The sequence below is a fragment of the Mycetocola sp. BIGb0189 genome (assembly GCF_024810155.1).
Taxonomy (GTDB): domain Bacteria; phylum Actinomycetota; class Actinomycetes; order Actinomycetales; family Microbacteriaceae; genus Mycetocola; species Mycetocola lacteus.
This window is the reverse complement of record NZ_JANUED010000009.1, coordinates 168431-190202: the sequence shown is the minus strand read 5'-3', so window position 1 is coordinate 190202 and position 21772 is coordinate 168431. Positions and strand designations below refer to the sequence as shown.

The window sequence follows — 21772 nt, the reverse complement described above, 5'->3', positions numbered from 1 at the left end:
TTGGTGAGGAGACTTTCACGCGGAGTTTGGCGGAGGCGGGTTTGGAGTCGCATATGCGGGTTGGCCTGCCGAGGGTATCGAAGTCGGCACCGTACGTGGTGACGATCCAGTTTGACGAGGGGCGTACCGATCAGGGTGCGCCCGGAACGGAGGTAACACTGTGAGTTCTAAACCACGAACACGGGAACACTTCCCGAAGATGAAACAGCGCGGACGGTACCGCGCATATCGAGCCCCGAGAACGAACCTGTTCCCGGGGCTCGCTCGTGCCAGCGAGGCGCTCGCTTCTATCGCTACGGCCGCGTACCTCGCCAGGCTGCAGGTGAATGCGCTCATGCGTGAGGCACTCGTCCTTGAGGCAAGGCGAAAGATCGCGTTCACCCAGGAAATGTACGCTCGCGAGGACGAGAGGCGGGCTCGCGAGCGAACTGAGATCGCCGATTCAATCAACCGATGGGCTGGGCATCCCGAGCAGACCATCCGCGGCGCTCAGGCATCCGTGGTCTTGATTGATGAAACCCCTCTGCTGCAGGATGTTGCCGTGCGGCGGCCCTGGTGGAAGTTCTGGGCCCGATGAGCGAGAGACTGTGTGCCCGCGGGTGCGCCCGGGACGCCATGCACGGGCTGCTCATCTGCTGGCGGTGCGTAGACCGGGTGAAAGCCGCCCTCGACGGCGCACCGGACCTGGTGGCACAGTTGGGGATCCTGATCGACCCCCGCCGGGCGCAGGTGTACAACGAACAGGTTGTGTCCCGCCCGCTGCTGGTCAACGGGCAGGCCCCGATGAGCGTGTCCATGATCGACGCCCGCGACGCCATCGCGGCCGCACTCGTGAAATGGGCCAAACACTACGGCGACCCCCGGGAATACTTGTACTACTCGAACGGGGTACCGTCCACCGCGACACCGGAACGCTCAGCCGACGTGCTGCGCGGCGCGGCCGAATGGATCATCACCGCCTGTGACCTCGGCAACCAGGACGACACCCTGGGCCTGTGCCGAGACCTGCTGTCCAACCCGGACGATCCGACCGCATGGACCGTGGAACGCGCCAAGCACACCTACATGCCCGACGAACGCCCCACGGTGGTCAAGGGCGAAGGATGCCCCGGGTGCGGGCTCCTGACGATCAGGCGCACTCCTGTTGGCGAGCACGGCGAAGATCCAGCGTTCGAGTGCCTCGGCTGCCACTGGACCCCGCCCTCCGACGAGTACGAACGGTTCCGGTCCCTGTTCGATGACGGGGTGCGTAGATGATCCCTGACACCAGAAACCACGTTTACGTGCCGCGAGGGGAGGCCCACATTTTCGTGGGGCGGTCACCGATCACCATCCGACGTTGGATCAGCGACGACCGGATCGGCGTCACCGAATCCGGCCTGATCTGGCTGCCAGACCTCATCGAACTCGCCAAGCGCCGAAAACGCGGACGCCCACGAAAAAAGGAACAATAAGAACACAACCCCTGCTATACTTGACGTAGTCGATAACTGGATCTAACCCCCGTTTAGTAAAGTTGCACAGAAAGGCCGCTCCCTCACCGGAGCGGCCTTTTTGCGTTAAGACAGGTGCCGGGGCCTGATGACCCTTCATTGAGCTGTGGCGCAGCGAGAGCACCGACCGCGCTGGGGTAGCTCACCCCGTGTCTCCTCACATGTATCGAGCGTGCGCGGCCGCCGGGTTGACCTTTCCCCGACGGCCGCGCCCCAAAAGCTCGCACTCCTGGCAGAGTGCGGGGACTGACAGCCCTCACTGTCAGAAATGTTGTAGATCGAAATAGCAACTCGTAAAAGCTTCGTCAACTCCTGGATCACGGTCATGATCTCCAGCGTTGTCGAGCCTCATAAGTGCTGGTGGCCCCGCAGACGCATACGGGGCATTGAATGCATGTCAGGTGCGATCACGCGCCACCGGGACGCCGGATGCCATGCACACGTGCGGCGGCACGGTAAACACGCGCATTCCCGGGTAGCTCAGTTGGTAGAGCCCTTGACTGTTAATCAAGTCCGCGTTGGTTCGAATCCAACCTCGGGAGCGGCTGGCGGTACGACGCCGGCACCATGAGTCATACAAACCCCGCAAGCGTAGTGGCCACTATGCCCGGGGATCGTACACACGCCCTGCTGCTGGAACGGTAGACAGTGCGCCCTCAAAAGGCGCTGCCCTTCGGGGCGTCCGGGTTCGAATCCCGGGCCGGGCACAATGCGAGATGCCGCACATTGGTAGCCAAGAGCAAGACCACCCTGGCGGCATAGCTGGCCAGCCTCGCAGAAGACCAGGTATCGGGCGGGATGAGCACCCCGACTAAGTCAGCGTGATCCGCTCATGAAAAACACGCAGCTTGGCACCTATTCAGAAGCATCCACCTAGCCTCACCTTCACCGGTGGGGCTTTTCTCGTTTAAGGAGCCCCACGACATGGACCCGCTGCTAGCCTTCCTAGTCTGCTACTCCGCAACCATGACTGTGGGGCTCTGGGGGTACATCGGGCCGCGCCATAGCCGCCTGGGACGTGAATGGCTGGAAGCACGCGCCGAGGCCCGGGAGCTGAAAGAGCGACTGCGCTGGATCGAGGGCGAGCTGGTTAGCCGCAGCATCGAGATCGACTGGCCCCAGGAACGCCTCCTCACCGCCGAGGACCTGAACGGATGGGACCACAACCATGCACCCCTGTCCTGAGTGTTCTGCCGAGTACCCGTCACCGTTGGCTGCTGCTGAGTGTGGCGAGGCTGACCGGGTACAGGACCGCCGCAACCGCGAATGGCTGAGAGGAGCCAAACGATGACCACCCCACAGCACATCCTTGATCGAATCGACGCCCGGGCCGCCGCAGCTATCGAGCGCCTCGGAACCGAGACCGTGGCCGCCCGTCCGACGCCGCCCACCTTGCGGGAAGAACTGACCGCCCGCGTCATGCACGCGCTGGACCGCACAAAAGAGCCCACACTGGTGAGTGACCTCGATGCAATCGGTCAGGCTGTCCTCTACCTGCTCGGTCGGGAGCCAGCGCCCCAGCGGCCCGCCGCGGATCATCCCCACAACTGGGATGTCGTCACTGAGGAAAACCAAGCCATGACCAAGGCCAAGCCTTTCCTGTACCAGTACCTGCGCTGCGTGTCCTGCGGCGAGCGCCGCGAAATCCCTGAGTAGGCCGAGGAGAACATCATGACCGAACTGAGTGCAGCCGCCCGCGAACTACTGACGGCCCACTACCAAGGACAGACCGTCGGTGCCGCCCGCAGCCTTGTCGAGCATCAACGCAAGATTGAGAGCCGCGCCGAGCTTGCATCCGACCTCGGGCTAACCGAGACCGAGCAGGAAGCTGACTACCAGGCTGCCCTGGCTCGCGCCGAGGCTGAGGCTAATCCCACCCGATAGTGAACCCGGGTAGGTCGGCCAGGTCCACGGGCGATCCGGTGTCGGCCCATACCCCGGAGATAGCCCGGGACTTGGGCATGCGGGATACCGGGTCGGGTTCGGTGACCAGCACCACGAGTGCTGTGCGTCCAGACGGCTTGTGATCAAGCTCGCGTTCACGTTCCATACCCGACACCCTACCCGCACCCGGGAAGCCGAGGCGCACCCAATAGCGGGTCACACATAGCCGTAGCGTCCGTGTGCGCCGCGCACCAGCACCCGCAACCTCTCCGCCTACCCGGCACCCCATCACGCCACACACCACCCGTCAGGAGGCCACACGCTCATGACTGGATGGTATAGCAGCGACCGACGCCAACACCTACCCAAGAACTGGCAGAGCCTACGCCTGCAGGTCAAGGCGCGTGCAGGTGGACAGTGCGAAGTACGCGACCGCAAAGGTGTCCGCTGCCTCAACCCTGGTACCGAATGCCACCATCTAGGCTCACGCACAGACCACAGACTCGACAAGCTCCAATGGATCTGCGCCCCATGCCACAAGACCGAAACAAACGCGCAAGCGAAACGCGAACAACACGCACGCTACATCACCGCACGCAAACGAACCCCCGAACCCCACCCCGGACTCCAACCAACCCAACCCACCCAAAAAAGAGGCGGGGGGAGCCCCCTTGCCCCTTGACAACGGACCGTCGGGGCTAGCGTATGCAAATTTGAAGTAGAAATGGCCCATTTTTTCAGGTGGAGGGACGGGACGATCGAGCCGGGAAGGCTGGTGTTTTATGCCTCGTGAGGTTCAGCCGTGTGGCACGTATGCCGCGTATCAACGGCACAAGCGTAAGAAGGAAACGCCGTGTGGCCCGTGTGTGAAGGCGAACCGGGAGCGGTCGGCTAAGTCGGCTGGTCGTGGCTCGGAGTCGAAGCAGGCGGCCCCGCGGCTTGAAGCAGTGAAGTCTGCTTCATCTGCTTCACGTGGGCCGAGCCCGGTGCGGACGCTGCCGACGGGCTCGCCGCAGTTTGACCACCCGAGCGCGACGCGGCTGTGGGCCGATGTCACTGACGCCTATGACCTGGCTGTGCATGAGCTGTTGATCCTCGAGGCTGCGTGCCGTGAGCAGGACATCATCGACCGTCTCGATGCCGAGCTGCAGTATGCCCCGTTGATGTCGAAGGGTTCGATGGGTCAGGACGTGGCCAACCCGCTGCTGGGTGAGGTGCGGCAGCATCGTGCCGAGTTCAACCGTTTGCTGAAGTCCCTCGATCTTGATACCGCCGGCGCGGCTGCTGCCCCGGCTGCGGATTCTGGCCCGTCTGTGTGGGCGGTGTGATGGAGGTGGTTGTGTGGCTCGTTTGCGCGCAACCACGAAGCATGACGACTCTGCGGAGATCCTGGCCTACTATCGGGCGCTGACCGCACGGCCGTATGAGCCGGAGAATCTGGCGTACCCGCCGACGCGTATCGGCCCGTCCTGGGCGACTGATGATGCTGGTCGGTTCGAGCTTCCTGAGCATTCGCTCGGGTGGGCGTCGCTGGTGTGGACGGGGCAGAAGCTCAAGCACGACGGCAAGCCGTGGATGTTCACCGCCGAGCAGGCTCGCCTGTGGCTGTGGTGGTACGCCGTGGACGAGTCGGGCACGTTCGTGTTCGACCGTGAGGGGGTGATCCAGCGTCTCAAGGGGTGGGGCAAGGATCCGTTCGCCGCCGCCCTGTGTATCACCGAGCTGGTGGGCCCGTGCCGTTTCGGTGGTTTCGATGGTGGCCAGCTGCTCGTGGTGGACGAACCTGCAGCCCATGTCCAGATAGCTGCGGTCACGCAGGCTCAGACGAAGAACACCATGAGGTTGTTCCCCTCGCTGATCCCGGCGGAGACCCGCGCCGAGTACGGCATCCAGATCGGCAAGGAACAGATTTATGCACGTGGGTCAGAGCGGTTCTTGGAAGCTGTCACGTCGAACCCCGCACCGCTTGAGGGTGGCCGGGCGACCCTTACCCTGCTGAATGAAACCCATCACTTCAAAGCTGCGAACAACGGCCTGGCCATGCTCGACATGTTCGAGCGTAACGCCACCAAATCCAACGGTGGCGCGTCCCGGCTGCTGCACATCACCAACGCCTACAACCCTGGTGAAGACTCGGCGGCCGAGCGAACCCGCATCGCCTACGAGTCTTCGCTTGAGGACAAGGAGGGTGTTAAGCGGTCGCAGCTGTCGGGCATGATGTACGACTCGCTGGAAGCTCCACCTGACGCCCCGCTGACCGCGGAGGACGCCGAGGAAGTCGTGCGCGGCGTCCGCGGCGACTCGATTTGGCTGGATCTGGACCGGATCCGTGAATCGATTCTCGACCCCCGTAACCCGCCGTCCCGCTCGCGCCGGTTCTGGTACAACCAGATCACCGCGAACGAGGAATCGTGGGTGTCCCCGATGGATTGGGACGCGCAGTCTCGGCCGGAGCTCAGCCTGCAGGACCGCGACGAGATCGTGATGTTCTTCGACGGCTCGAAATCCGATGACGCGACCGCGCTGGTCGGCTGCCGGGTCTCTGACGGGCTCGTGGTGCCGCTCGGTCTGTGGCAGGCCCCGCCGATGAAGCGTCGCGGCGAATGGGTCGTGGACCGGGCTGCGGTGAACCTGCGGATCCGGGCCCTGATGAAGCAGTACCGCGTCGTCGGGTTTTGGGCTGACCCCTCCCACACCAAGGAGGACGGCACCCTCGACCGGTTCTGGCAGCCACTTATCGATGAGTGGCATCGGGACTTCCATCACAAGCTCACCCTCTGGGCGCAGCCCGGCCGTGACGGTCACTCGATCGCGTGGGACATGTCCAACACGTCGTCCAAGGGCAAGGGTGCGATTTTCGTGCCTGGTGCTGAGGCGTTCGTGGAGGACGTGGAAAACGGCGACCTGATCCACGACGGCTCTGCAGAGCTTGCCCGGCATGTGAAGAACGCACGCCGGTTCCCCACCCGGTTTGGTGTCTCGCTGTCGAAGGACGGCCCGGAGTCGCCCCGGAAGATCGACCTCGCGGTGTGCGCGGTCGGTGCTCGAATTATGCGCCGTCAGGTGCTCAACACAACGGCTCGACGCAAGGGCCGTGTTTGGTAAGGAGCCACATGGTGGACGAAATCACCGCGCCCGAGGAGTACAAGCCTCCTGCGCACATGCAATCTCTGGTTGAAGAGGTCCTCATCCCAGCTTGGAAAACCGAGCGCGAGCGCCAGACCAAGTTCGAAGATTGGGCCCGAGGCCGGCATGAGCCGCCCTACAAGCCGGACGAGAACATGCCTGAGTTCAACGCTCTCATGGAAAAGGCCAAGGTGCCGCTTATCGGCGCTGTCATCAGGGTGTTGCGCCAGGCATTCCAAGTCACGAACTACATTCCCGGCGAAGGCGTCAGCCGTGACGACCTGTGGAAAATCTGGGTGCGTAACCGCATGGTGGGCCGGCAGAACCGGATCTGGGAGCCCGCCCTTATCGGCGGTCTCTCGTACACCGTAACCACGCTCGACGCGTTCGGGCAGGTAGACATCAAGGTGTTCTCCGGGAAGAACATGATCGCCCTGTACGAGGATCCCGAGGCCGACGAATGGCCCACGGTTGCCGCGTACAGCGAGAAGAAGAACGACAAGGAATGGTTCTTCACGGTCATTGACTCGACCCACTTCCACACGTACTCCATGGGGCATGAGGGAAGCGAACCCAAACATTTCGAGTCTCGCGCCCACAACACCCCCGGCGGTCTGGTTCCCGTGGTTCGATATCACGGCGAAATGGACTCCGAGGGCAACGTGCGCGGCGAAGTCGAGGCGCTGATCCCCGTTCAAATGGCTGTGGATCAGGCCAAGTTTGACCTGCTGCTCGCACAAACCTACGGGTCTTGGAAGGTCCGATACGCCACCGGCGTAGAGGAACCCGAAAGCGACGAGGAACAGCGTCGCACCAAGGTGCAACTCTCGCACGATCGAATCCTCACCAGTTCGAACCCGGACACGAAATTCGGCACTCTCGACGGTACCGACCTGCTCGGGTACATCGAGGCGGGCAAGGCGTCCAAGCAGGAGCTCGCGACGATCTCACAGATCCCATCGAAGTCAATCGTCGGTGCGCAGGCCAACACCGCGAGCGGTGCCGAGGCGCAGGCCGCCGACGAGTCATCCATGCTGCGCAAGATCCACGACTACACCACCAGCTTTGGTGAGTCGATCGCCCAGCAGAACCGGCTCAACGGTCTGCTCGCCGGGATCGAGGGGGCGTGGGAGGACTACGGCGGCACGGCGGAATGGCGCGACGCGTCTATCCGGTCGCTCGCTCAGGTCGCCGACGCCGTGCAGAAGCTGTCGGCCGAGTCGCTGCAGATCCCGAAGGAAGCGCTCTGGGAGATGCTGCCCGACATTGGGCCGGAGACGACAGCAAAGTGGAAGGAACTGGCCCAGTCGGATCCGCTCCTGCAGCTGCTCAAGGGGACCCGCGAGGATGCCTAGCGTCACCGCGCTGGCCGCGGACCTTCGACGCGAGCAGATCAAGCTGGCCGACCGGCTCGTGCTCGATCTGGTGGAGGTGTTCGGTGCCCTGAATTTCAAGGGCATCGACACCTCCGCCCCGGGGTGGGCGGCGGCGGTCATCGCGGCCACCACCACTCATCACAGGGCCGCGGCCGAGCTCGGCGCGACCATGTACCTGGATCTGCGCCGCGAGGTCGGGGTGAAGGGTCCGGTGAATATCGCTACCCCGGATCTTGACCGGGGCGCGCTGGAAGCCGCGCTGGCACTGAACGGCCCGTATGCCGCGAAGCATGGAATGGCGATCGGCCGGCGCATCTCGGAGCTCGCCCCGGCAATCTTCGCGAACACCGCCGGCGCGGCCACCAAACTGGCGCTAGCCGGGTCTCGCGACACCATCGAGATCACCGCGGACACGGACCCGAAGGCACTCAGCTATGTGCGTATCGCCTCGGCCAAGCCGTGCGATTTCTGCGCCCTGATGACTCAGAAATCGTACCTGTCGATGCAGTCTGCTGGCACCGCGGCCGGAACCCGGAATAGAGCGCTGAACCCGCGCGCCCGAGGAGCCAGCTATCACGCGCACTGCCGGTGCACGGTCGTGCCGTACTTCTCGGCCGACTCGTGGCCAGACGGCGCACACCGGCAGGCCGAAACCTACGCCGACCTGTGGAAGCGTGCAGCGTCATTCGGCGGCACCGAGCAGCAGATCACCAAACGATTCTTCGACCTCTACTCGGAGATCGCCTAAAGACTTCCCCGGCAAAGTGCCGAGGTACATGAGAGCCACAGGAGGGCTACATGACGCAGGAAACCACCGCAACCGAGACCGCCGACGGCCAGGAGCCCGAGAACGTGGAAACCCCGGAAGCGACCGACGAGACCGAAACTCCCAACGCCGAGGATGCAGAGCAGACCGGCGGAGACTTCGACGGCGAGTTCGACCCCGCGCGTGCGCGGCAGACGATCAACCGCCTTCGAGCCGAGGAGAAGAAGCTCAAGCAGGAGCTCGCCGACGCGAAGAAGCCGACCCCGGCCGCGCCGGACCCCGCCCTGCAGCTCGAAAACCTGCAGCTGAGTGTCGCGCTGCAGCTCGGCATCCCCAAGGACCTCGCGCTGCGCCTTCGCGGCACCACCGAGGAGGAACTAATCGCGGATGCCGACGCACTGATTGCTCAGTTCGAGCGCAAGCCCGCGGCCCCCGCACGGGTCACCCGCACCGGTCCGAAGGGCGGCACCACGCCGTCCGCCGAGCCGGAGAAGTCCCCGCGCGATATCGCCGCAGGCATCCGCCTGTCATAGCAACACCAAACCCTCAGCCGTCCACAAACGTGGGCGGCTTTCGCATTTAACAAGGAGGCCACTTTGGCACACATCTTCCAGAAGGCAGACAAGGTCGCGCCCGTCGCGCTCGAGATCCTGCAGCGTCAGATCATCCTGCCCACCCTGTTCCCGAGCCGCTACGGCATCGCGGACTTCAAGGGGGCCAAGGGCGACGTCGTCAACATCAAGCGACCCGCGATCCTCAAGGCCCGCGACGCCGGGTTCCGCAGCCGCAACGCGATCGTCATGGACGACCTCACCACCTCGCGTATCCAGGTGAAGCTCGACAAGTACCCGTACTCGGGCGTCTCGCTCTCCGACGAGGAGGCAACCCTGGACGTGGAGAACTACGCCCAGGAGGTCACCGCCCCCCAGGCCGGAGCGCTGGCCCGCGACTTCGAGGACTCCATCGCTGGCATCCTCAAGAACGCAACCTATGTCCACACCGCAAAGTACGCCGAGGCCACCGACGACCCCCGCAAGGTCGCTATCGAGGCTCGCAAGCTGCTCAACCAGTCCGAGGTGCCGGCCGCCGGCCGCTACTGGATCGTCGGTGCCGACGTGTCGGCCGCGATCGCCGGCTACGGCAAGCTGCTTGACGTGGACACTTCCGGGCTGGCCGAGGCCGTCCGCGATGGTGTCGTTGGCAAGCTCGCTGGCTTCACCATCGTGGAGTCCAACGCGCTTGCGCCGGCCGATTCGTACTTCGTACACTCGTCCGCGCTGGCTCTGGCCTACGTCGCCCCGGCCGCACCGCAGGGCGCGAAGTCCTCGGCAATCGCGGTAGAGGGCGGGCTGACCGTCCGCCAGCTGTTCGACTACGACGCATCCACCCTGGCCGACCGCTCGATCCTCTCGGTGTTCACCGGCGGCACCGCGGTCACTGACCCGAAGCTCAAGGCCGACGGCACCGTGTCCATCAAGAACGGCGAGGTGGAGATGGAGTTCATCCGCGCGGTCAAGGTGACCTTCACCCCGAAGCCCACCGGGGCCGGCTCCTAATGGCCGGGTCCCCGCTCGTTGATCTAGCCACCCTCGCCGGCTGGCTTGCGGTCGAGTTCGAACCGGACTCCACCGAGGAAAAGCGGGCGGGGATCGTCCTCGGGTCCATCTCCGACTACGCTCGCGCCGAGGCCCGCCGAGACGACTGGACCATCGCCAATGTTCCCGGTGATGTGTCCACGATCGTGTTGATGGTCGCGGCGCGGGTCATGGTCAACCCTGACGGGAAGACCTCGGTGACCATCGAGGACGTGACCCGCCGCTGGGAATCTGGGGAGATTTTCTCCGAGTCTGAACTGCGGGCCTTGCGGAAGTACCGCAAGGGTTCCTCGGGCGGGCTCGGGTCGATCCAGTTCACTCGCACCGAAACCAGATCCGACTCCTACCGGGTGCCGGTCGAGGGTGGAAGGCCGGTGACGCTGTATGACGGCCGCGGGTATTGACCTGCTCATGGCGCAGCGTGAGGCCGAAGCCGGGATGCACGACACATGCGTGATCGGGTTCGAAACTCACAGCACCGTCCTGGACGAGGCCACCGGCGAATACCCGCTGGTGATCTCCACACCGGTGTATGAGGGCGCATGCCAGGTGATGAACGCGGGCGGTACCGCCCGCGTGGTTGCCGGTGGTCAGGTGGAAGCCGACCAGGGCACGCTCCTGAAACTGCCCGTGAAGGCGGTGGGGGTGCGTACGGACATGATCGTGCGGATCCTCACCGCCGGTTTCGACCCGGACCTGCCCGGCACCATCTACAGGGTGTTGGGGCCGGCGAAGAAAACCTATGCCGCCACCCGGCGGTTCCGAGTAGAGGAGAAGGTGTGATGGGTATCGATTCATCCGAGGTTCGTAGCCTCTCCGCCAGTCTCGGTGAGATCCCGGACAAGTCGTTGAAGAAGGTGCGGCAGGCCACTGAGGTGACCGCGCGCAAGACCAAGGACTCGTGGAAGGGGAAACTCGCCGGCGGCAAATACCTGCCTCACCTGTCCCGGGCCGTGAGCTACGAGCTCAAAGGGCATATCGGCATCGGCGGGGTGAAACTCTCCGCCGAGATCGGCGTGGAAAAGGGCAGCGCGCAGGGCCCACTCGCGGTCTTTGACGAGTTCGGCAGTATCAACAACGCTGGCACCAGCAACGGGGCCAACTCGTTGGTTGAGAACGTCGATGACTTCGTGAAGGGTCTCGAAAAGGCTATGGAGCCGGACCTGTGAGCCGTGCCCATGACAAGGCGCTGCTTGCGGTGTTGTCCGCTATCCCGGCACTCAAGGGGAAAGTGTTTCCGACTCAGGTGCCGCGGGACCCCGCCGGGGCCGTGACCGTGCCGCCGCCGTACGTGGTGGTGCAGCCGGCCGACGGCACCGACGATACCGACCGGCTGGCCGGGCCCCGGCTGCGGCAAAACCCGTCCTGGACCATCCACTCAGCCGGGACCACCACGGACCAGGCGAAGTGGGCAGCCGAGCAGGTCAAAAACCAGCTCGTCAACCGCGGCCTCGGCATCCACCTCACCGTCCCCGGGGAGCGGCCGGGGCGCATCCGCTACGAGTCACCGGTCCCGGTGCGCGTAGACACCACCGTGGTGCCGCCCGTGCACGTTCACACCGCCACGGTCGGGTTCACCTCGGACCCGGCCTAACCATCTCTCAGCCTCACCCAAACGGGTGGGGCTTTTTCTATGCCCGAAAACGGGCAGAAGGGGGCCACTATGCCCGACATCATCGAGGAATACCCGCCCGCGGTAGACCAGACCGGCAACCTCACCCTGTACTGGGCGCTGCTCGCGGCGCTGGCCGATCCGACCAAGCCCAAGGTGACCGAGGCCGCCGGGTGGACCCGCATCACCTACAGCTTCCTGCCCGACGGCTACAACCTCACCGAGGACCAGGAAATCCTCAAGGACGAGCGCCTCACCGGCAAGCAGAAGCTCGAGTCCCTGGGCACTTCCGAGGCTGCACTCGAGCTCAAGTACGTGCAGTCCGAGGACCCGGACTCGGCCGCGCAGGTCCTCAAGGAGGGCCTGACCGGCTACATCGTGGAGCGCGCTGGCATCCCGAACAGCACTCAGGAGGCCGCCAAGCAGGAGGTTCTGCCGATCAAGGTGCAGCTCGGCAAGCAGCGTCGAGGCCCCCGCGACGGCCAGGGCAAGTTCACCATCCTGCAGAAGGTTTCGATCCTGTCGGAGATCGGCGTGCCCGTGCCGCTGGTCGCCGGGGCCTAACCTTCTCCACCTCCCTCGGGCGGCATGTTCACCGGCATGCCGCCCGGGGGTTTTCTCATACCCCGGTGTGCAGCGGAAGGAAATCCCAGTGACCACATTTTTTGACGAGCTTGACGAGCCGGTAGACCGCGATTACGAGGACGTGACCGTGTGCTTGTCCCGTCATATCGGGAAGAAGATCGGCGAGCTTGAGGCCGCGATCGACCGCGCCAAGACTGAGACGGAGCAGCGCCTCGCCGCCGCGGATCCCGCCGCCCCTCTCCGTGCCGAGCTTGAAGCGCTCCTGGCCAAGGGCGCGGGCAGCATGCACACCATCCGCATCTACCAGATGCCCGGAAACGACTGGCTGACCCTAACCTCGAAGTACCCTCCGCAGGCCGACAGCGAAATGGACCTGGCCGTGCACGGGTTCGACTTTGACCGTGTTTGCCTCGAAGCCGCAGGCACCGATGCTGAGATCGTGGACGGGGAAACCCTGTATCCCATCGAGCCCGGCCAGTGGATCAAGTTCATTGCCAAGGCCAGCGGTTACGACCTCGCCCGCATCCGCAACACCGCCTACGGCGTGAACGTGGTGCGTCCGCAGATCCTCGAGGCCGAACTGGGAAAAGCGTTGGAGGTAGCCGCCGCCTCCGAGAGCAACTAGACCTCGCCCTCCGGCTCGGGGTATCTCTGCGGCGGCTGAACGGCTGGGAACCCCGCACCATCACCACGCACGAATATGACGGCGACCGTCTCGTGCGCACCATCACCCGCGCCGAGCCGGAATTCACCGACCAGGAACGCGGCCTGCTCCTGGCCTATGCCCGGTACGAGCGCAACATCGGCCCACACGGGCAGCTGCTCACTGAGGCGATGGACCCCTCTGCGGATCCCAACGTGCCCTCGCCGCTGCGTTTCATCGCTGGCGAACCGGTACGTGACTGGGCCGAGCACGCCCGGCAAGTCCGGATCGAGAAATACCAGAAGGAAAACGGCGAGCACGCCGACCTGCGCGGCCTGATCTTCCCTGTGGAGAAGTGGCAACCGCCCGCGAAAACACCACCTGTAAGGGGGGCTCATGGCTGATCGTCAAGTCAAGGTAACACTCGATGCCGAGGTCGCCCGCTATCTCGCCAATATGGAGCGGGCCACCGCGGCCACCGACAAGCTCGGCGACGCCAGCGACAAGGCAGGCGGCAAGCAGAGCGCCATGAGCAAGGCTGGTGAGGCGGCGGCCGCAGTCATCAAGAACCTCTCCGCGCAGGCCGTTGTGGCCGGTGTCGGAGCGGTCGCACTCGGCGCGAAGGTGTTCGCCACCGGTGCCGCGTACAACTCGCTGCAGCAGAACGCCCGGCAGGCTCTGTCCACACTCATGGGCGGGGCCGAAAAGGCCAACGCGCAGATGGACAAGCTGGACGCGTTCGCGAAGAACTCGCCGTTCTCTAAGGCCGTGTTCATCCAGGCGCAGCAGCAGCTCATCGGTTTTGGTGTCGAGGCGAAAAAGGTGATCCCGACCTTGGACGCCGTGCAGAACGCCGTCGCCGGTATCGGCGGATCCAACCAGCAGATCACCGAGGTGGTCACGATCCTCGCGAAGATCCGCTCTGGTGCAAGTTTCGGCCAAGAGGACCTGAACCAGCTGGCCGACCGTGGTATCAACGCGGCCGCCCTCATGTCGAAGGCGTTCGGCCAGTCAGAGATGGAATTCCGCCAGACCCTGTTCGGCAACCCGCTCAAGGGCAAGGACGCGCTCAAAGCGTTCGATGCCCTGGTCGAGGGGATGGGCACCACGTTTGCCGGAACCACCGACAAGATCAAGGCCCAGTGGACTGGTGCGGCCGACCGCATCAAGGCCGCTACCCGTGACATCGGTTCGGCTATGGCGGAGCCGTTCATCTCGAAGAACGGCGGCGGGCTTGCTGTCCGCTGGGGCAACGATGTTGCCGACGTGCTGCGCGGAGTAGAGCGGGCAACGCTGGGCGTAGTGCCGGTCCTTATGGGCCGCCTGGTCCCGGCGATCACCGCAATCGACAAGGGGTTCGCCAACGCGAAGGTTTCGATCAATGGATTCTCCGCCACCCGCCTGGATTCCGAACTGTCCTCGCTCGGTGCACATGCACCCGCTTTGGGCGCTGTGGCCGGCGCGATCGTGTCGATGGGTGTGCAGGGCATCCCCGTGCTCAAGAACTTCCTCCCGGCGATCAACCCGGTCGCCGGTGCACTAATCGGCCTGGCGGCGGCATCCCCGGAGGTCCGCGCGGCCGGCGGCGATATTCTGCAGGCATTCAAGCCTCTGATCCCGGTGGCCACACAACTGGCGGCGACGTTCTCCCAGAGCTTGAACTCGGTCCTGCCGATCGCGATCGGTTTGATGGAGGCGACCGCGGCGGTTGTTGCCCCGCTGGCAAATGCGTTTGCCGCGATCCCGGCCCCCGTTGTTGCGGCCGGGCTCGCGTTCTTTGGTGCACGCTCAGCTATCTCCGGTCTGGAAGGCCCGCTGAGCGCAGTGGGAAGCGTCTTCGGCAACGTGATGGAGTCGTTCAGAGCGTCCCGCGGCGTCGCAGATGCCATGGGCGGGTCGGTCTCAACCTTGGGCGCTATGGCCCGGGCTGGGGTGGCCCCGATCACCGCGATCGGCGGAGCGATCAAGACTGCATTTTTCGCAAACCCGATTGGCCTGATTCTCACGGCGGCGGCCGGCGCGGTGGCGCTTTTTGCTGCAGCTAACGCGGAGGCTGCGGAGAAGGTCGCCGCCCACAACAAGCGCACACAGGATCTGCGCGAAACGCTCAACCAGGTGTCTGGTGCCGCTACCGAGGGAACCAAAGAATCGGTGCGCACGGCGATCGCGACCGAGGAACTCGGCGAGCGAATGAGCAAGGCCAGCGTGTCCGTCAAGGAGCTAGTGGATGCCTCTGTTGGTGGAGCTGAGGGGCAGAAACTGTTCCGGGACCACATGTTGGAGAGCGGCCGGGCGGCGGTTGAAAACGCCGGAAAGACCGCGGCTGCCGCAAAGGTTGCAGACCAGCTTGGCGTAAGCGTGGACACCGTCATCGGGCGCATGGTCGGGTTCTCCGATTCCTCCGATGAGGTCTCCAAGGCACTACAGGGGGCCGGGGCCAAGGCCCTCGGCTACCGCATCAACATCGACCAGATCGATGAGGCGGTCGGCGGTGCCCTGAATTCGCAGAAGGTCATGGTCGGGTTCGTTGAGCAGCAGCGAGCGGCGTTCGATGAAGCCCAGCGTGTAGCCGAGAAGTATCGGGAGGCACAGCGAGCTCTGGCGAACCAGCAGGATGAGACGACTCGATCCAACCAGCGGTTCAACGACGCGTTGGCCGTGGCGCGAGACAGCACGCAGGATCTCGAAAAGCGTGTGTCCGCACTCAAATCGGCGCTGAACGAGCTTTCAGGTGGTGCCAAGACTGCGGCACAGGCGGAGCTGGATCTCGCGCAGACGAACAACAGCCTGCGGGACTTCCTTGCACAGACTGACGAGAACGGGCAGAAGCTTTACAACACGTTCATCGATGCCGCCGGCGCGCTCGACACCTCATCGTCCTCTGCCATTCAGCTTGGGCGAATGATCGAGTCTGCAAGCAACGACATGCTCGGCGCGATGCTCCAGGCATATGACACTGCAGCGGCGACCGGCGATTATGCGCAAGCGATGGAGTCGGCGAACTCTGTAGGGAATCAGCACGTCGAGTCGTTGAAAGCGACGATGCGTCAGTCGGGACTGACGGAGGAGCAGATTAACGCCCTGATCCAAAAGTACGGCGAGATTCCGACCATTGTCACCACGATGCTGAACGACAACGGAACCTATAGCGCTACAGAAATTGCGGCGCTGAGAGTTACCGATGCAGTTCTCAAGGTCCCGAACAAGACCATCGAGATCGATGATCCAAACTCGGCAGCGGTGCTTGACACTCTGCGCCTTCTCGGGTTCACGGTCACTCACCTTCCGAACGGGAAGATCGAGGTTTCCACAAACAACGTCCCCCAGGTGGAGCGTGAACTCAAGGGTCTTGCAGAGAAAAAGCGCGAGGCGAAAATCGATGCATCCAAGGGTGTGGACGCAGTGTCGAACTGGCTGGCCCAGCTGACCCAGCAACGCACCGTGCAGATCAACGCGGGGTATGGCGTCAGCCGCGGCCCTGTGCCGAACGAAAACGGTGGGCTGTATTCGTACTCTGGCCGCAAGGTCCAGGCGTTCGAGAACGGCGGGTTCCCCAGCGGGTTCTACGGTGGCGGCCGCCCGATCTACAAGTTCGCCGAGGAGAACGTCCCCTGGGAGCTGTTCGTGTCAGGGAAACCTGGCGAGGAACAGCGAAACGCCGCCTTCGCAATGGAAGCACTTGACCGGCTCGGCATGCCTGTTGTGCCGGCGAGTCAGCTGCAGTACGCCACCGCGTTGGCCCCGACGGTCGCGCCGCAGATCATCGTCAACCCCGAGGTGTCTCTCGCGGGTGCGGTGTTGTCGGCGACGATCGATGGCCGCCCGATCGAGTTGATGATCGATTCCCAAATCACCCGACGAGACAACGAGACGGCCCGTAACGCGGGCCTCGGATTTAGGAGCTGATCTTGGCCATAACCATGAACTATTTCCCTAACCCCGGGACTATCCCTGGGGGCACGATAGCTCCGTTCGATGTGTGGGCGGGGTCGCCGGGCAATGCGGCTGCTTTGCAGTTCGTGGCTGCCAATTGGGCCACTCGCGGGTACGTCCTCATGGCGCGATGGTCGTCGGTCCAGGGCAGTGCGGGCTCGGTCTCGATCGAGCTCGCGCATCCGGGCATGGTGCCTGGTAAGACCTACACGATTTCTTACATCGTGTTGCGTTCAGAGACAGAAGTGGTCGGTGCCCCAGCAGTGTGGTCCGACGCTTCGGGATCTGACGTAAGCGTTCGGGGGACCTCGGGCGCTATCGGCTCCGTGCCTGCGTGGTCTGGGCAACGGAGATGGGTCACCTTCACTCTTGCGCCGGGTGCATTCTCGACACACGCGAGAGTGGTGGAAGATTTCCCATCCAAGAAGGCTGGCGCGGAAGTCACGATTTCGGCTCCTGTTATCTACGAAGGCTCGTACCAGTGGGACTTCGGATACCTGGATGGTGACGTATCGCCCGGCCCAGGTGAAGCTGTGGGCTGGGTCGGGGCTCCGGGGAGATCGGCAAGCTTCCGGGTCACCCCGGAAATCGACCTCAAACCGGTGCCCGACGGTACGCCTTGTCCGTATGTGGAGATCGTCGCGCGAGACTTGCCGCCGTCCACGTCGAAGGTCACAATCTGGCGCACCGCGGCCGGCCGCACCACCGAGGTGCGCGGCGCGGTCCGCGCGTCCGCAAGTGATGCGCTCGCCCGCGTCGATTACGAAGCGCCGTTCGGTGTGCCCATCACGTACCGGGTGGAGCCATTCACCGCCAGCGGGGAATCGCTCGGCCTGGTAGGTCTTTCCGAAACCCAGCTGGACGTGGAAGAAACCTGGGTGCACAACCCGCTCAATCCCGCCGGCGCTGTAGCGGTGTCCTTCCGAGGATCCGCAGTTTCAGGAGTCTCCCGTCCTATGGATGCCGAAGTGCACCACCCAATCGGTCGCCGAGTGGGCGTCGTGGTCTCCTCTGGACGGCGGGGCGTGACGGACGTGTCACTCGATGTCATGACCGAAACGCTGGAAGCAGCGGACCGTGTCGCGGCACTCCTTGGAGACGAAGGAGCAGAAACCACCCCAGTGCTCTGCTTCCGCGTCGGGGCCAACGACCGGGTCCGACTGCCGCGGCCGTTCTTCGCTGTCGTGCCCGACATCGTCGAGTCCTCATTCGACTACACCAAAGGCACCGGCACGAAGATCGCCCACTCGATGAAGGGCACCGAGGCGGCCCCGCCCGCTCCGGGACTGTTCATCCCGCTGCTGACCTATGCGCACCTGAACGCCTACTACGCCACCTATGCCGCGCTCAACGCGGACAACGCCACCTACCTGGCAGTCAACACCCGATACGACCTTGTGAGGTGACATGAGACCTGGCACAGAAGCTCTCAACGATGTGCTCCTCGGGGGGTCATTCTCCCGAGAACTACTCGTGGACGTGGTCCACGGGACCAACACGGTGCTGGAAAATCTGCCGCTGACCGCCTGGGCATTCAAGGGCGACCTCGGCGCAGACATCAAAACCTCCGGCACCGCGACCTGCGTCTATATCCCGCCCGATGGGGAGCCATTCGCGCCGAAGGGTGCCGACGGGATCCTTTCCCCGTATCGGGCCCGGCTGATCCTGAAAATGAAGGTGACCGCCGGCGCGTTCTCCGAAACCGTGCTGCTCGGCTGGGGGCGGGTCATGAAAACCCCCGGTGCCCGGGACACCATCGACCCGGTGCTGCGCGCCAACCGTGTCACCTCCTCGGTCGTTCCGATCGTGTGGGACGGACTGGAGCGCAACATCCAACGGTCCGGTTTCTACTTCCCCACCCCCGCAGGCACCGGCGCATGGGACGAACTCGCGCGGATCACCGGCCTGCCGGTGACCCGTAATGTCCCAGACACGGCAATCCCGAAAAACACGGTGTGGGAAGCCAAGCAGGGCGGACGACTGGACGCGGTCCAACAGATCGCATCCCTGCTCGGCGGACGTGCAGCGATCAACCCGGCCGGGCAGCTCACCATCTTGCCCAACGCGCTCCCGCGCGACCCGATCCTGATCCTCAAAACCGGGCCGGATGGAACCATCACCGACCTGGAATCTGATATCGACATCGACAACGTTTACAACGAAGTCGTCGGGCTATACGAGGTCGGTGAGGATCGCCGCCCGGTCTACTCGATCGCACGCGTCGATGCCGGGCCCCTGTCAGTGAGCGGCGACTTTGGCCTGTCCACCCGCTACCATGCGTCCGACCTGGTCACAGATCAGGAATCGGCCGACAAAGCCGCCAGATCCGTGCTCGAAGAATCGATCGGTTCCCAGACGTACAAGGTGCAGGTGCAGTGCATCACGCACCCGCTCGTGGAAAACAACGACTACGTCGAAGTTCAGGGCGTAGACCGCACCGTCCGCGGCCGCGTCATCGCCTACGAGCTGTCCGATTCTGCCCTGATGACGCTGGTTCTGGAAGTGCGCATGGTGCTGGCATGAGTACCGCTCAGGTCCTCGCCCAGATCGCGGCCACGATCCCGCAGGTGCAGAGCTACACGGCGACTTTCGTGCGGATGTCTGGCGCGCTCGCGCTGGTCACGATCGGGACCAACACTGTCCCAGCGCGCTGTTCCGGGTTTTACCCGCCCGCGGTGGGCATGACCGTGCAGGTGCTTGTCCAGGACGGGCAGCTCCTCGTGGTCGGCCCCGCTGTCCCGCTCAACCCTGTCGGGAAGATCAAGGCCGCCCAAACCCCCAAGGCCACCGTGACCGTAGACGGGGTGGATTACCTGCTCGGTGTCCGTGTCGGCTATACGCCGGCCGTGGGCGACGATGTCGAGATCAACTGGGCAACCGGGATCATTCAAGGCAAGATCGCCGGCGCACCCACCCCGGAGCCCCCGCCCACCGGCGGCGGGGGCGGGCCGGTCCAGTTCGCCGGGATGCTGGTGCAAGCCGGAGCCTCGGGCAACTGGTGGACCAGCGGCCCGTCCTGGAACAGCACGGACCCGTGGGCGTCCACGAACAACGTCGGCGCGTGGTTTTACGGTGCCGCGCTGCGCAACGCCCTCGCCGGAGCCTCCCTGACCTCGGCCGAGATTTACCTCCCCGCACAAGCTCTGCAGGGCACCGTCTCGCTGGGGTTGCATCCGCACCCTTCCCAGCCTGGCGGTGCGCCTGCCGGGTCCGCATACACCGCGCTGGGCAGCGCATCCGGTTGGGTGCCCCTGCCCCCCGGTTTCCCCGAAGCGCTACAGGCCGGCACCGCGCTTGGCGTGACCGTGCGCTCCACCAACGGATTCAACAAATTCTCCGGCGTCCCTCACACCCCACTATCGGGCGCGATGCGGTTCTCCGGGTCCAGATAGGAAGGCTGACATATGGCAGCAAACAGCACGGACCCAACAACAGGTCGCCCAATGTTCATCGAGAACCAGGCCGTGCAGGTTGGTGCGGACCTCGACACCGTTTCCAGGTACGCCTCCGAAAACGGCAACCGCGTCGCACTCACCACAGCCGAGCGGCAGGCATTCAAGTACGGCCGGGAAGGCCTGGAATGCTGGGACAAAGACGAAAAACGCGAGTACCTCTGGACTGGTGGCGCGTTCCGGCGTCGCAGCCTGCTCACCTCGCAGGTGCAGGTCCAGCAGGGTTTCACCTCCCCGATCAACCGCCTGGAAAAGGACGCCGACGGCTGGGTCACCGTGACCTACCAGGTGACCCGAGACGCGTTCTCTGGCATTGGCCAGCAGCTCGGCACCCTCCCGGCCGGGTTCCGGCCCAGCCTCGATGTGCCCGCCGCTGGCAGCGCCACCTCTGGCGCGCCTCCCGGGCTGTGCACCGTCCTGATCCAGTCCAACGGCGCAATGGTGTTGTACGCCACCGGAAACGGGAACCGCACCTTCTACGTCACCGCCCGCTACTTCGCCCCGTAAGGAGACCTATGCCTCTGCCATTTCCCGCCGCCCAGGTGGGTGCCCGATTCGGGAAGCGCAATTATCCGCCCAACCCGTACCACAAGGGCATCGACTATCCGCTGCGCGCGGGCACCCCGGTGCCCGCCGCAGCGGCCGGCACCGTCATCGGTACCGGCCACACTGCAGGGTTCAACCATTGGGTCGAAATCGACCACGGCCACAGCCTCACCACCCGATATCACATGCTCGGCACTGTGCAGGTCGCCCGTGGGCAGAAGGTTGCCGAAGGGCAGACCATCGGCACGGTCGGCCCGAAGTTCGGCGTGAGCACCGGTGAGCACCTGCACTTCGAGCTGCACGACAAAACCCGTCGCGATCCCATCTATGGCACCGCGATTGACCCCCTCGCGAACATCGGCCGGCTCACCCCGGCCGCGCCCGCATCCATCCCCCTCACTCTCATTGGAGACACCATGATCCGTATTCAGTCCCCCGGCCGCGGCATCGCCCTCATCGGTGCCGGCTATTACCGTCACCTCACCACCAATGAGGAGGTCGAGCAGTCGGGCCCCCTCATGGAAAAGCACGTCAACGGAAACGACCGCCAGTTCGACCTCTGGGTGTCCATGGCACTCGCCGGCCGAGCTGCTGTTACCGGCGAGCGTGCCGCCGTGGACACGACTGGTGTCGTTGAGCAGGTCCTCGCGGGCATCCGTGCCACCGGCGTGAGCGTGAGCGTGGACGTGGCCGCGGTCGCCAAGGCCGTGAACGACGACCTGATCGCCCGGATCGCCGGTTAGTGCCGGAGGTAGAAGTCC

At 64.3% G+C, this 21772-nt stretch carries 26 protein-coding genes and 2 tRNA genes; 27 read left to right on the top strand and 1 reads right to left on the bottom strand.

Annotated elements, in window-relative coordinates:
* The first annotated feature begins 334 nt into the window (after nucleotides 1–334).
* The 8 genes from M2390_RS14635 (at nucleotide 335) to M2390_RS14600 (ending at nucleotide 3377) form a co-directional block, all read left to right on the top strand.
* The gene (locus M2390_RS14635) at nucleotides 335–577 is read left to right on the top strand and encodes a hypothetical protein (protein ID WP_259179799.1); all 243 of its coding nucleotides are present in this window, start codon (nucleotides 335–337) and stop codon (nucleotides 575–577) included.
* A complete protein-coding gene (locus M2390_RS14630) occupies nucleotides 574–1257 on the top strand; it encodes a hypothetical protein (protein ID WP_259179798.1) in 684 nt (227 codons plus the stop codon). Before M2390_RS14635 ends, M2390_RS14630 begins: the two co-directional genes overlap by 4 nt.
* On the top strand, nucleotides 1254–1454 hold the full coding sequence (locus tag M2390_RS14625; RefSeq protein WP_259179796.1) for a hypothetical protein: 201 nt from the start codon (nucleotides 1254–1256) through the stop codon (nucleotides 1452–1454). The genes M2390_RS14630 and M2390_RS14625 overlap by 4 nt, the downstream gene beginning before the upstream one ends.
* A 508-nt stretch (nucleotides 1455–1962) precedes the next feature.
* Nucleotides 1963–2035, top strand: a tRNA-Asn gene (locus M2390_RS14620).
* 82 nt (nucleotides 2036–2117) lie between these two features.
* Nucleotides 2118–2200: transfer RNA gene (locus M2390_RS14615), tRNA-Leu, on the top strand.
* Between the two features lie 217 nt (nucleotides 2201–2417).
* Nucleotides 2418–2678, top strand: a complete 261-nt coding sequence (locus tag M2390_RS14610; RefSeq protein ID WP_259179795.1) for a hypothetical protein — start codon at nucleotides 2418–2420, stop codon at nucleotides 2676–2678.
* A gap of 102 nt (nucleotides 2679–2780) precedes the next feature.
* A complete protein-coding gene (locus M2390_RS14605; RefSeq protein ID WP_259179794.1) occupies nucleotides 2781–3149 on the top strand; it encodes a hypothetical protein in 369 nt (122 codons plus the stop codon).
* 15 nt (nucleotides 3150–3164) lie between these two features.
* Complete coding sequence (locus tag M2390_RS14600; protein WP_259179792.1) at nucleotides 3165–3377, top strand: hypothetical protein; 213 nt, start codon at nucleotides 3165–3167, stop codon at nucleotides 3375–3377.
* Here the strand turns inward: M2390_RS14600 and M2390_RS14595 are convergent.
* The gene (locus M2390_RS14595) at nucleotides 3361–3543 is read right to left on the bottom strand and encodes a hypothetical protein (RefSeq protein WP_259179790.1); all 183 of its coding nucleotides are present in this window, start codon (nucleotides 3541–3543) and stop codon (nucleotides 3361–3363) included. The genes M2390_RS14600 and M2390_RS14595 overlap by 17 nt on opposite strands.
* A gap of 781 nt (nucleotides 3544–4324) precedes the next feature.
* Between M2390_RS14595 and M2390_RS14590 the strand changes: the two genes are divergently transcribed.
* The 19 genes from M2390_RS14590 (at nucleotide 4325) to M2390_RS14500 (ending at nucleotide 21754) form a co-directional block, all read left to right on the top strand.
* Nucleotides 4325–4705 carry a hypothetical protein gene (locus M2390_RS14590; protein WP_259179788.1) on the top strand — a complete coding sequence of 127 codons (381 nt, stop codon included), beginning with the start codon at nucleotides 4325–4327 and terminating at the stop codon, nucleotides 4703–4705.
* A gap of 13 nt (nucleotides 4706–4718) precedes the next feature.
* Nucleotides 4719–6482 carry a terminase gene (locus tag M2390_RS14585; protein WP_259179786.1) on the top strand — a complete coding sequence of 588 codons (1764 nt, stop codon included), beginning with the start codon at nucleotides 4719–4721 and terminating at the stop codon, nucleotides 6480–6482.
* Nucleotides 6483–6490: 8 nt separating this feature from the next.
* On the top strand, nucleotides 6491–7858 hold the full coding sequence (locus M2390_RS14580; protein WP_259179785.1) for a phage portal protein: 1368 nt from the start codon (nucleotides 6491–6493) through the stop codon (nucleotides 7856–7858).
* Nucleotides 7851–8627 (top strand): hypothetical protein, encoded by a 777-nt coding sequence (locus M2390_RS14575; RefSeq protein WP_259179784.1) that lies wholly within the window; start codon nucleotides 7851–7853, stop codon nucleotides 8625–8627. The genes M2390_RS14580 and M2390_RS14575 overlap by 8 nt, the downstream gene beginning before the upstream one ends.
* Nucleotides 8628–8677: 50 nt before the next feature.
* Entirely contained in the window at nucleotides 8678–9178 is a 501-nt protein-coding gene (locus tag M2390_RS14570) for a hypothetical protein (RefSeq protein WP_259179783.1), read from the top strand.
* Nucleotides 9179–9241: 63 nt separating this feature from the next.
* Nucleotides 9242–10201 carry a P22 phage major capsid protein family protein gene (locus tag M2390_RS14565; RefSeq protein WP_259179782.1) on the top strand — a complete coding sequence of 320 codons (960 nt, stop codon included), beginning with the start codon at nucleotides 9242–9244 and terminating at the stop codon, nucleotides 10199–10201.
* Entirely contained in the window at nucleotides 10201–10644 is a 444-nt protein-coding gene (locus M2390_RS14560; protein ID WP_259179780.1) for a hypothetical protein, read from the top strand. The genes M2390_RS14565 and M2390_RS14560 overlap by 1 nt, the downstream gene beginning before the upstream one ends.
* A 7-nt stretch (nucleotides 10645–10651) precedes the next feature.
* The gene (locus M2390_RS14555) at nucleotides 10652–11023 is read left to right on the top strand and encodes a DUF6093 family protein (protein ID WP_259179779.1); all 372 of its coding nucleotides are present in this window, start codon (nucleotides 10652–10654) and stop codon (nucleotides 11021–11023) included.
* Nucleotides 11020–11409 (top strand): hypothetical protein, encoded by a 390-nt coding sequence (locus M2390_RS14550; protein WP_259179777.1) that lies wholly within the window; start codon nucleotides 11020–11022, stop codon nucleotides 11407–11409. The genes M2390_RS14555 and M2390_RS14550 overlap by 4 nt, the downstream gene beginning before the upstream one ends.
* Entirely contained in the window at nucleotides 11406–11834 is a 429-nt protein-coding gene (locus M2390_RS14545; RefSeq protein WP_259179775.1) for a hypothetical protein, read from the top strand. The genes M2390_RS14550 and M2390_RS14545 overlap by 4 nt, the downstream gene beginning before the upstream one ends.
* A gap of 69 nt (nucleotides 11835–11903) precedes the next feature.
* Nucleotides 11904–12416, top strand: a complete 513-nt coding sequence (locus M2390_RS14540) for a hypothetical protein (RefSeq protein ID WP_259179773.1) — start codon at nucleotides 11904–11906, stop codon at nucleotides 12414–12416.
* An 88-nt stretch (nucleotides 12417–12504) separates the two neighbouring features.
* A complete protein-coding gene (locus M2390_RS14535; RefSeq protein ID WP_259179771.1) occupies nucleotides 12505–13062 on the top strand; it encodes a hypothetical protein in 558 nt (185 codons plus the stop codon).
* 92 nt (nucleotides 13063–13154) lie between these two features.
* Nucleotides 13155–13484: a hypothetical protein gene (locus tag M2390_RS14530; protein WP_259179768.1), complete on the top strand. Its 330-nt coding sequence runs from the start codon at nucleotides 13155–13157 to the stop codon at nucleotides 13482–13484.
* Nucleotides 13477–16986 carry a tape measure protein gene (locus tag M2390_RS14525; protein ID WP_259179766.1) on the top strand — a complete coding sequence of 1170 codons (3510 nt, stop codon included), beginning with the start codon at nucleotides 13477–13479 and terminating at the stop codon, nucleotides 16984–16986. Before M2390_RS14530 ends, M2390_RS14525 begins: the two co-directional genes overlap by 8 nt.
* Nucleotides 16987–17414: 428 nt before the next feature.
* The gene (locus tag M2390_RS14520) at nucleotides 17415–18419 is read left to right on the top strand and encodes a hypothetical protein (RefSeq protein WP_259179764.1); all 1005 of its coding nucleotides are present in this window, start codon (nucleotides 17415–17417) and stop codon (nucleotides 18417–18419) included.
* Between the two features lie 67 nt (nucleotides 18420–18486).
* Entirely contained in the window at nucleotides 18487–19536 is a 1050-nt protein-coding gene (locus M2390_RS14515; protein ID WP_259179762.1) for a hypothetical protein, read from the top strand.
* A complete protein-coding gene (locus M2390_RS14510; protein ID WP_259179759.1) occupies nucleotides 19533–20405 on the top strand; it encodes a hypothetical protein in 873 nt (290 codons plus the stop codon). The genes M2390_RS14515 and M2390_RS14510 overlap by 4 nt, the downstream gene beginning before the upstream one ends.
* Nucleotides 20406–20417: 12 nt before the next feature.
* The gene (locus tag M2390_RS14505; protein ID WP_259179757.1) at nucleotides 20418–20972 is read left to right on the top strand and encodes a hypothetical protein; all 555 of its coding nucleotides are present in this window, start codon (nucleotides 20418–20420) and stop codon (nucleotides 20970–20972) included.
* A gap of 8 nt (nucleotides 20973–20980) precedes the next feature.
* Nucleotides 20981–21754, top strand: coding sequence for a M23 family metallopeptidase (locus M2390_RS14500; RefSeq protein ID WP_259179755.1), 774 nt, complete (start codon nucleotides 20981–20983; stop codon nucleotides 21752–21754).
* Nucleotides 21755–21772 lie beyond the last annotated feature (18 nt).

Bases quoted from the DNA above. Each gene is read 5' to 3' on its own strand.
- M2390_RS14635 (WP_259179799.1), top strand. From the start codon at position 335: ATGCGTGAGGCACTCGTCCTTGAGGCAAGGCGAAAGATCGCGTTCACC.
- M2390_RS14625 (WP_259179796.1), top strand. From the start codon at position 1,254: ATGATCCCTGACACCAGAAACCACGTTTACGTGCCGCGAGGGGAGGCC.
- M2390_RS14630 (WP_259179798.1), top strand. From the start codon at position 574: ATGAGCGAGAGACTGTGTGCCCGCGGGTGCGCCCGGGACGCCATGCAC.
- M2390_RS14570 (WP_259179783.1), top strand. From the start codon at position 8,678: ATGACGCAGGAAACCACCGCAACCGAGACCGCCGACGGCCAGGAGCCC.
- M2390_RS14540 (WP_259179773.1), top strand. From the start codon at position 11,904: ATGCCCGACATCATCGAGGAATACCCGCCCGCGGTAGACCAGACCGGC.
- M2390_RS14605 (WP_259179794.1), top strand. From the start codon at position 2,781: ATGACCACCCCACAGCACATCCTTGATCGAATCGACGCCCGGGCCGCC.
- M2390_RS14610 (WP_259179795.1), top strand. From the start codon at position 2,418: ATGGACCCGCTGCTAGCCTTCCTAGTCTGCTACTCCGCAACCATGACT.
- M2390_RS14505 (WP_259179757.1), top strand. From the start codon at position 20,418: ATGGCAGCAAACAGCACGGACCCAACAACAGGTCGCCCAATGTTCATC.
- M2390_RS14500 (WP_259179755.1), top strand. From the start codon at position 20,981: ATGCCTCTGCCATTTCCCGCCGCCCAGGTGGGTGCCCGATTCGGGAAG.
- M2390_RS14580 (WP_259179785.1), top strand. From the start codon at position 6,491: ATGGTGGACGAAATCACCGCGCCCGAGGAGTACAAGCCTCCTGCGCAC.
- M2390_RS14575 (WP_259179784.1), top strand. From the start codon at position 7,851: ATGCCTAGCGTCACCGCGCTGGCCGCGGACCTTCGACGCGAGCAGATC.
- M2390_RS14600 (WP_259179792.1), top strand. From the start codon at position 3,165: ATGACCGAACTGAGTGCAGCCGCCCGCGAACTACTGACGGCCCACTAC.
- M2390_RS14560 (WP_259179780.1), top strand. From the start codon at position 10,201: ATGGCCGGGTCCCCGCTCGTTGATCTAGCCACCCTCGCCGGCTGGCTT.
- M2390_RS14595 (WP_259179790.1), bottom strand. From the start codon at position 3,543: ATGGAACGTGAACGCGAGCTTGATCACAAGCCGTCTGGACGCACAGCA.
- M2390_RS14555 (WP_259179779.1), top strand. From the start codon at position 10,652: ATGGCGCAGCGTGAGGCCGAAGCCGGGATGCACGACACATGCGTGATC.
- M2390_RS14510 (WP_259179759.1), top strand. From the start codon at position 19,533: ATGAGTACCGCTCAGGTCCTCGCCCAGATCGCGGCCACGATCCCGCAG.
- M2390_RS14525 (WP_259179766.1), top strand. From the start codon at position 13,477: ATGGCTGATCGTCAAGTCAAGGTAACACTCGATGCCGAGGTCGCCCGC.